This is a genomic window from Photobacterium sp. DNB22_13_2 (genome assembly GCF_052873915.1).
The window spans coordinates 1-276 of sequence record NZ_JBNNXU010000121.1; the positions used below are offsets into that span (position 1 = coordinate 1).

Consider the following 276-nt stretch of genomic DNA (forward strand, 5'->3'; position numbering starts at 1 on the left):
GTCACGTAGTAGCGCGCCGGACGCAGACCGTTACGGTCGAGCGTTGCGCCGATCTGGCGGCCGTCGGTGAAGCAGATGGCGGCGGGGCCGTCCCACGGCTCCATCATCGCAGCGTGGTATTCGTAGAAGGCGCGACGGTTGTCGTCCATCAGCGTGTGCTGTTCCCACGCTTCCGGAATCATCATCATCATCGCCTGGGCCAGCGGGTAGCCGGCCATCGTCAGCAGTTCGAGGCAGTTATCGAACGATGCCGTATCTGATTGGCCCGGATAGATC

The 276-nt window shown here is 62.7% G+C and carries 1 protein-coding gene; it reads right to left on the reverse strand.

The features are described 5' to 3' along the window. The coding region (locus tag ACVA58_RS28060) for a hypothetical protein (protein ID WP_446513515.1) at positions 1-276 on the reverse strand (276 nt) is incomplete at both ends.